The organism is Candidatus Aquicultor secundus (assembly GCF_002791875.1).
In the GTDB taxonomy this organism is placed as follows: Bacteria; Actinomycetota; Aquicultoria; order Aquicultorales; family Aquicultoraceae; genus Aquicultor_A; species Aquicultor_A secundus.
Window position 1 is genome coordinate 15293 of record NZ_PFNG01000157.1, and the last position, 8395, is coordinate 23687.

The 8395-nt window shown below is 44.8% G+C and carries 8 protein-coding genes and 1 riboswitch; all 8 genes read right to left on the bottom strand.

All coding sequences use genetic code 11. The annotated features are described in order from the left end of the window. Positions 1-127: 127 nt before the first annotated feature. Positions 128-1192 carry a nicotinate-nucleotide--dimethylbenzimidazole phosphoribosyltransferase gene (cobT, locus tag COY37_RS06545; protein ID WP_286678784.1) on the bottom strand — a complete coding sequence of 355 codons (1065 nt, stop codon included), beginning with the start codon at positions 1190-1192 and terminating at the stop codon, positions 128-130. A 167-nt stretch (positions 1193-1359) separates the two neighbouring features. Next, positions 1360-1541, bottom strand: a riboswitch (cobalamin riboswitch). 64 nt (positions 1542-1605) lie between these two features. Beyond that, positions 1606-2385: a GNAT family N-acetyltransferase gene (locus tag COY37_RS06550; RefSeq protein WP_286678783.1), complete on the bottom strand. Its 780-nt coding sequence runs from the start codon at positions 2383-2385 to the stop codon at positions 1606-1608. 69 nt (positions 2386-2454) lie between these two features. Then, positions 2455-3609 (bottom strand): S8 family peptidase, encoded by a 1155-nt coding sequence (locus tag COY37_RS06555; RefSeq protein ID WP_286678782.1) that lies wholly within the window; start codon positions 3607-3609, stop codon positions 2455-2457. Positions 3610-3739: 130 nt separating this feature from the next. Then, positions 3740-4168: a hypothetical protein gene (locus tag COY37_RS06560; RefSeq protein WP_286678781.1), complete on the bottom strand. Its 429-nt coding sequence runs from the start codon at positions 4166-4168 to the stop codon at positions 3740-3742. Positions 4169-4213: 45 nt separating this feature from the next. Then, positions 4214-5380, bottom strand: a complete 1167-nt coding sequence (locus COY37_RS06565) for a hypothetical protein (RefSeq protein ID WP_286976875.1) — start codon at positions 5378-5380, stop codon at positions 4214-4216. A 168-nt stretch (positions 5381-5548) separates the two neighbouring features. Continuing rightward, positions 5549-6733 carry an amidase domain-containing protein gene (locus tag COY37_RS06570; RefSeq protein ID WP_286678779.1) on the bottom strand — a complete coding sequence of 395 codons (1185 nt, stop codon included), beginning with the start codon at positions 6731-6733 and terminating at the stop codon, positions 5549-5551. Positions 6734-7029: 296 nt separating this feature from the next. Next, positions 7030-7293: a response regulator transcription factor gene (locus COY37_RS06575; RefSeq protein WP_286678778.1), complete on the bottom strand. Its 264-nt coding sequence runs from the start codon at positions 7291-7293 to the stop codon at positions 7030-7032. A 432-nt stretch (positions 7294-7725) separates the two neighbouring features. Further along, a partial coding sequence (gene cobK, locus COY37_RS06580) for a precorrin-6A reductase (protein WP_286976878.1) occupies positions 7726-8395 on the bottom strand: 670 nt, incomplete at its 5' end.

An 8395-nucleotide genomic window follows, 5' to 3' on the forward strand; every position in this document is an offset into this window, starting at 1 on the left:
TTCTCATCGACCTCACCCTTTATCCCTCCGGGAAAGATTGTTAAAAAGGAGAGGGCAAATCTAAACGCTTTCACTCCTACCCCCGGTGCAGGTTTGACTTATATTAATCATACAATCCCACAATAATTCAATCTATTTTCAATTCTCTATCCGATACCCCGGCTTCGGCAAACGTAGCCATTTCTTTGATGATCTTGGTTGCTGCTTCGACCAGCGTCATTGCAAGCGCGGCTCCGGTACCTTCACCGAGACGCATGTCCATGTGAAGCATCGGATTGAGGCCGAGTTCTTCAAGAATCAACCTATGGCCCGGCTCAACGGACACATGCGATGCGATCATATAGTCTATGCTCTGAGGGCTGATCCGGCCCGCCATGAGGGCGGCGGCGCTCGAAATAAAGCCGTCGATTATAACCGGCACACGCCTGCTTGCAGCGCCGATTATCAGCCCCGCCAAACCCGCGATTTCAAGGCCGCCGACCTTTGCGAGCACATCAATCGGGTCGTTTTTATCCGGGTGCAACATGTCGATCGCATCCGTTATAACTTTTCTCTTGTGATCGAGATCACCGTTTCCTATACCTGTTCCGCGACCGACAAGGCCGTCGACAGGCCTCCCGGTGAGGGCTAGAAGAATCGCACTACTGGGGGTGGTATTTCCTATGCCCATATCCCCTGTCGCAAGCAGCTTCACACCTGAGTCAATCTCTTTGTAGGCGATTTCAATGCCGACCTCAAGTGCCCGTATCGCCTCGTCCCTGGTCATCGCCGGGCCCTTTGCAAAATTATCCGTGCCGTTTTTTACCTTCATCGATAATACATGGGGATTATCGATCTGGGCATCGACCCCTATATCGACAACAACCACACGGGCTCCCGCGTGACGGGCCAATACGTTAATCGCCGCGCCGCCGTGCACAAAATTCATGACCATCTGCGGTGTGACCTCTTTGGGAAACGCCGAGACCCCTTCGTCGGTAACCCCGTGATCCCCCGCCATAACAACGATGGTCTTCATATCGACCTCATTCATAACGCTACCGGTGATACCGGCCAGCTTAATCGATATCTCTTCCAACACGCCCAAACTACCTGCAGGTTTTGTAAGCTGATCCTGCCTCTCCGCCGCCGCCTTCATCGCCCCTGCATCCAGCGGCTTTATATTCTCCAAAGCTTCCTGAAGTAACCCCATGTCATCCTCCCTACATAATCCTAAATCACTCTTTATCCCAAAAGCATGACCCTCGTTCTCGTACTCTCACCATTCTGGCTCCTGGCTCCTGGCTTCGCCCCAAAAAAAATCCCCCGGCATCCCGAGGGGTAGACAAATCCTTATAACAACACTCCTTCCTCGTTGAGCATCTATTTTTGTCCTAGGCAGGTCTCCTGACTTACGGATCAAACGCTCTCCCGCGCCTTCCCGGTAACAAGTACCAGTGGCATATGCGGGGGCTTCCCGTTTACAGTGGCGGGCCCGTGCCGGATTCTCACCGGCTTCCCTATTCTCCGCTCTTAGCGGCACCCGGACATATATTCACTTTCCAAGTCTATTTTATATCTTCCAAACGGCAGATTGTCAAACCCAGCATGCCTACACCGTGTTTGCTACTGTATTCTGATACACAAGCGCCGGTCTTCGGTCGCCATATATCCGAATTTGTTCAAGAGGCTCAGCATTTTTGCGTTTGCAGGAGCTACGATCAAGTTGATGTAATTGACGCCCCTTGCTTTTAGCCTGGAGAGCATTTCATTAACCAGGGTTATGGCGACGCCGCGCTTTTGGAACTCAGGGCTCACCGCAACTCGATAAATCCAGCCCCACCAGCCATCGTCCCCGCCAATGACCGTTCCGATGATCACGCCATCGGCTTCAGCCACATAAACAAGTTCGGGGTCCGCTTCTATCTTTGGTTTCAACCGGATTTCGTAACTCGGCCTGTCCTGCCAGAATTCGCGCCACAGCTCAAATATCTGATCGGTATTATCATTAATTTTCATAATTCTGTCATCTATTCTAATACCTACTCGATCTGCAGGTGAGTCTTTCACTACACTGGATACTTTTATGCCATGCTCTTGGATAACATCAAATCTTTGGGCTAGTGTTTCATATACTTCAATGCCGATATAAGCTCTTTTTATTTTGTGATACTTTTCGAAATTTCTGATTGCGTATTTAAGGTCCTCAGCTTTAATCGAAAAAGTTAATCCCTCACTTCCGGGCTCCGAACTCTTATATGAATTCATGCCGATTACTTTTCCCTCACTATTTATCAAAGGACCACCGCTAAATCCCATGCTTGATGACAGATCGGCCTGCACTAGTTTGAATTCTCCGTAACCTATCCTGTTAACGCCGCTTATTATGCCACTAGTTACTTCCATAATACGTCATGATTATATACTAAGCAGTTTAGCCTGGTTAAGGGTCACCACCCGAAAAACCGCTGCGTGCTACGGATTCTGAGTCGTTGATATTAATTTAAAGGCATCAATTATGCCTGCTCCCTGCTCATCTGATGCTACGTTCGGAATCCTATTGGATGTTTGTTTTAATGCACTTACAACCTGTTGAGGAGTAAGCCCTGGGTTTTGCTGAAGTTTTAAGGCAATTGCTCCTGAAACATGGGGTGCTGCCATACTCGTACCATGCAAATACGCGTAAGCTGAATTAAGGTAAGTTGAATAGATACTCACTCCAGGTGCAGCAACATCAACCTCAGGCCCTCGACTACTAAATGAAGCAATCATATCATTTTCATCTGTTGCAGCAACCGAAACCACTTCATCGAATTTCGCTGGGTAATTTATCGTATTTAATCCTGGGCCATTGTTACCGGCTGCAGCTACCATTATTAGGCCACTAATGGACGCTTTCTTTATTGCTTCGTGAAATGATTTACTGTATGAGCGTACTTCAATACTCATGTTTGCAATGTGCATGTGGTTCTCAACACACCATTGAATAGCCTCAATAACGTTAGATATTTTACCATGACCCATGCTGTCCAATGTTTTTATCGCATAAAGTTCGGCATTATAAGCTGAGCCCACTACCCCAATACTATTATTACTAGCCGAAATGATACCGGCTACGTGGGTACCATGGCCATAATCATCATCGGCAGTTTTCTTGTGATTAATAGTATTAAAACCTCCCTTTATATTTGCGGCCAAGTCAGGGTGGTCAAGGTCAATGCCGCTATCTATTACTGCAATTTTAACGCCATAACCTGTTGAGACCGTCCACACTAGATCAGCATCAACCCGGTCGATTCCCCATGGCAGCGCCTGCTCAGGGTTAACATCAATCTGGCTTTCGCAGGTGGATACATCTAAATCATCCTCAATGCGAAGTATTCCAGGCTCCTTAGCTAAGCGCTCTCTGGCTTTAGCTGGCAACATTGCTACAGTAGCATTAATTATGTCTAGATGTTTTACCACCCGGCCATATTTGGCTACTATAGGATCTTGCTTTTTGGCCTGTATCTTGCTATCAAATATTATTATTTTTCTTTCACAATCTCTGCTCTCAGAAGCCCCAGCTGAAGTTACTAGTAAAATAACGCAAAATACAACGGTTACGACAGAAATTATCTGCTTTCGCATCTTGATTCTCCTTATGTCAGAAATTCTGAGCTAACTCTAGGTTCAGGCCTCAATGATATTCACCATGCTAAAAATTATTTCTCAGCGGAGCTTGGCCTAGCTGAACCGCTTTTTTGGCTCTAGGTAAGATTTAAGCTTCGCTAGTGGTTGTTTTCATAGCTATAAGAAGCCTTGGCATGATAAGCACTTCAAATGATATGGCACAAAATGCAATATAGAAAAGAACGGCAGCAGCTAAGCAGAAGTAGCAATAATCATCTGCCGAGTAAAACTGAATCACTTGAAGATAGGAAGCAAGGCTTGCGAATACAGCCGATAGTATAAACAGTAGAAGCTTGAGTCCTTTACGAAAGCTAGTAGCTATATATAGCCCTGCTAATACAAGAGACGCAAATGCGCCTACTGAAGCAATATATATGCCATTAATTTCAAAAGAGCTTAGATCATTACATGATGGGCAGGCATCCCCATTGTATTTGAGCCACGCTGTATATACAAGCAGCAAAGCATTAATCAATAAGAGAGCTGGCGTTATTCTACTAAACCTAGATAGTTTCATGGCGGGTCTCCTTGCTAAGCTGTAACCTATCTTACGAATCATATGTTACTTCCAAGTCCCATAGCCATCCCTAGGTAGGACAAAGCCTCGCGGGATATCTGGCAGCAGCTGTTTCTGTGTACTAATATTGTCTTTGTAAATGGTTAATTTACTTTTCTGTGAATCCAGATGAATTTTTCCTACGCACTTATCGTTCTCTATGGCCCAAACCCATTGGTCGTAAAAGCCAGGGAGCGCCATGACCAAAATATCGCCGTAAGCTCCAAATACTGGGTGGACTGGGACATCGACGATCCTTTCTTGAATCATTTTGATTTGCTCATTAACAGGCTTATAGGGGGTAAGTTTCATTGGTTTATGTCTAAGGTCTAACACCATTACCAATCCACCGCAAGCGTCAATAAAAACCTTGTTACCAAGCTTAACTAAATCGGATCCCCCGCCCGCGATAAAACTGCAGTACTCACCTTTGATGTTGTCCCAGTGCACGCTTTTACCATTTACATTTCCAAGGATTAGACTGCCCTTAATTGCGCCAGATTCCTTTTTAGAATAATGATCATAACTTACGAGCACGCTGTAATTATCGGGTGTACCATACACGAGTAGCGGTTGTACGCCAATAGGGTCATGAGGAAGCTTTGCCACAAGGACTCTTTTTTCGACATGATTTGCTTTTCTTATCTCTACTATAATCCGAACAGCTTTAGGGTTAGAATTTGTTGTCAGAGAGTTGCCGCTTGTAGCACGCTCCCAGTAAGCCGTCATAATATTATGAGCATCTTGCGCCTTATAGACAACTAATGATGAAGCGCTCGACTTTACCTCTACCTTTTCAAGCTTAAAATCTTGTGATGACCCATTTCTTATAGAGCCTGACCGTAAAGCATCAGTAGTACAAACTAGAGCCGAATTATCTCCTGCCCATACTAATTTTGCCCCCTGAAGCCCCTGGACATGATCTTCCAGTAATGTAGGTTTGTTACCTAGCGAAATGCTGCCCTTATTTAGATCCCATGTCGCTAGCACGAGTTTCTGCTTATCAAGGTCACCTTCCTTGCCTTGCTGGTCAGCAAGGTATAACATAAGTGGGACTTTCCCTAATGTTTGTTTCTCTGGATCGGAAGCTTTTGTCATGCCATCAAAACCACAGCCTGCAATAAGCATTAGCGCTGTCACGAACAGTAATCCTATAAACCATTTTCTTAACATTTCTCAAACCCTTCACTAGCCGAGCAAACAGTCCGTTAGGTCGCCACTTATCAACGGCGACCTAACAATTAACACTATGCAACCATTGCTAACAATACAAAGTTAAGATTACTCCTTGAATATATCTCATATCGTTAGCGAGTACTAGGCATTTTGTTCAATGTTATCCTAGTATACGTTCGATGGTATTTTGAAATATTGCACGTATGTAGCGCCGTTCCACACTTTTTGCTTCCGATCACTTGTATGTGCGCTGTAAAACCGTGTTGTACCGTCGTTACTTACCATCATCATAACGTGATAATAGTCTCTACTACCGCCTGAGAGAGGCGTATATAGCTCGAATGGATACCCGGCAACACACTCATTAATGTTATTATTCGTTGCGAATAGCCAGTTATCGTTTAGAACCATGTAGGTTGTAAGATAATCACAATTTATCCAGCAGCTGAGGTATGGTGTCCATGACCCACCGGTTCGCGGAATACCAGCATAGTTGCAGGCTTGCGACACATAGTTTGCGCAATCATTACATTGATACCAGGTTGCATATGCTGCTAAATTGTAATAATTTTTGTCTTGCTTGGTTGAGTTACCGGATTGGCAGGCAAGGCTTGTATTTGAAGTATAAGTGTTTGCATAGTCCCTGGCCATCAACCGGTAATATGTAGCTGTACTGCTAACTTTCTTGTCTTTCTCTGCTTCTTTTACAGTTGCGCTAATGGTATCATAGGCAGCTTTTTCTACTGCTTGCGGTGTAGGAATCTTATCATGGCTTATTGCCACATAATCTCCACCTAGAGGACCCTCAGAGTAGAACTTGATTGTGCCAGGTGTTAGTTTGCCGTTAGAGTCTAAAATTCCAACGACTTTAATACGCTCAAAGCAATCTTGATTGTTGGCAATATAGTCAGCAATATCATGCTGCCAAATCTCAACCTCTTTATTTGCTGCCCGAAGTTGTTTTGCAGAAAGCCTACCACTCTTTTCTTTCATGAAAGCAAGGCGACCCTTAACAGCTGGGGCCTCTTCCGCCTTTGCAAAGTTCAAGCGGAACTTCCTCTCGATATCAAATATCGCTGTAACTTCCGCGCCTGAACTCTCTTGACTAGATACAGTGATTGTAGTTTCAAGTAGCTTCCAATTTCTAAGCTGTGCATCTTTTTTAATGTAATCATTTAAGTGGCCTCGTAGCCCTTGGATAGTCTCAGCCGACAGGTTAGCGCTTTGGCTTACATCATCGGACGCGACATTAGCGATAGCCATACCGGCTAAGATGGGCATACTAAAGAGCACTAGCATTGTCGCTAATACGATTAGTGTACTAGAGAACCGACCCTTACTAAAATGCATACCTAAACTCCTCCTTTAATACATTGCTACGTATCTTATGTCTCTTGCCCATAGCTTTCGGACACTTACTAGCAATATTTACTAGCCTCCCCTCCCTTTTTATTAAGCCATTTGACCGTCCAGTAAAGTCCAATTGCTGAATAAAGGCCTGCATTAAGCTTGTGCTACTTTTGTATAGAAAAATACTGCTCTTACCTCACCTACTATATTGGCGTATTCATAGTCCTATATAACCAGACAATATCTGGGCAAACAACCCTTGAATGACCTAGTAATTCCTAGGTAACCCTGGTTATTTATGATTTATCTTGGGTGATAATATCAGCTAACTCGAAACGGTCGCTGACTTGAAGTTTTTTAAATATCTTTGAGCTGTGGAATTCCACAGTCTTCTTGGATATAGATAATTCCGAAGCGATCTGTTTATATGGAAGCCCTTTAACCAGGCGACTAAGAACTTGCTTTTCTCGACCTGTTAGCTTTGTAGATGCAACCTGCTTAATAATCGTCTCGTTGTCTATCATGCTCAAATCTTGAGGATTGATCTGCTTATCGTGCACAAAACCCCTCCTTTTAGTTTTTATGGACAACAAGAGCCTTACTTAATCCGGTCCCCCGCTAGAAGAAATAACGCTTACCAAAACGAAAACCAAATAATTTAGCGGTTGCTAGACTAGCATATATTAAATCATAAAATATGTTATATGTATAGCATATTTAACAATAATTATACGATTTTAATATGAGGGTATTGGAGTTATAGCTTAGTATTATGCTCTGTAAGTCTTTTGCCCATCGAGCTTGTCCTGAGTTTAATTGAAATTAAGAGGCGGGTTTTACTTGCACCGATCCTGCCGGATGGCAGGTACTGTAATCCTGGGGGGCGTTCATCCGTTTATGGCAATCAACGGAACGGCATAGAGATGCGCTCTTTATACGGTTTCAGAGACGGATGGCCAACCTTGTTATGGCAATACGCGCAGGACAACTTATTAAAGAAGCCTCAGTACATCCTCAAGAACCTCATGGATATCGCGCGACACCCCGGAAGCGCCGGTCGGCCTGTCCATAACGACAACCGGGATACCGAGATTGGCGGCGGCTTTTAGTTTTTCCGTAAATCCACCCGACACACCGCTTTCTTTCGTCACAACAACGTCGATACCCAACTCCTGCCAGAGCTTTAGATTATCCTCATAGCTAAAGGGGCCGATCCCTGTTATGATCCGGTCCTCAGTAAACCCAGCTTTAAGGCACTTGTTAACCGACACATCATCCGGCAGCACCCGTATGTACATCGTTTTGTTGTGCTGCTGGGCTATCTGCTGTGAAACCTGCGCGTTGTTGCTGCCTGTTGCGATAAATATCGTTTCTCCCAGCTCACATGCCTTTCTTACCGCTTCTTCATGGGTTGCTGTGTGATATACGTGTATAGCCATCCGTGTCCCCGCTCCTACTTCTATGCCTAGTTCAGCGGCGTTCTCTGCCGCTAGAGAACCCCTTTCAAGTCGAATATAAGTAGCGCCGGTAGCCTCACAAGCATCGTGGGCGTTCTCGCTGACTTCAAGGGCATAGGGATGCGTGGCATCAACGACCACCTTGATTGAGTTGTCTTTGATAAAAGCCTGCAGTTCGTCGCAGTTTAGTTTTCCGCTTCTATGC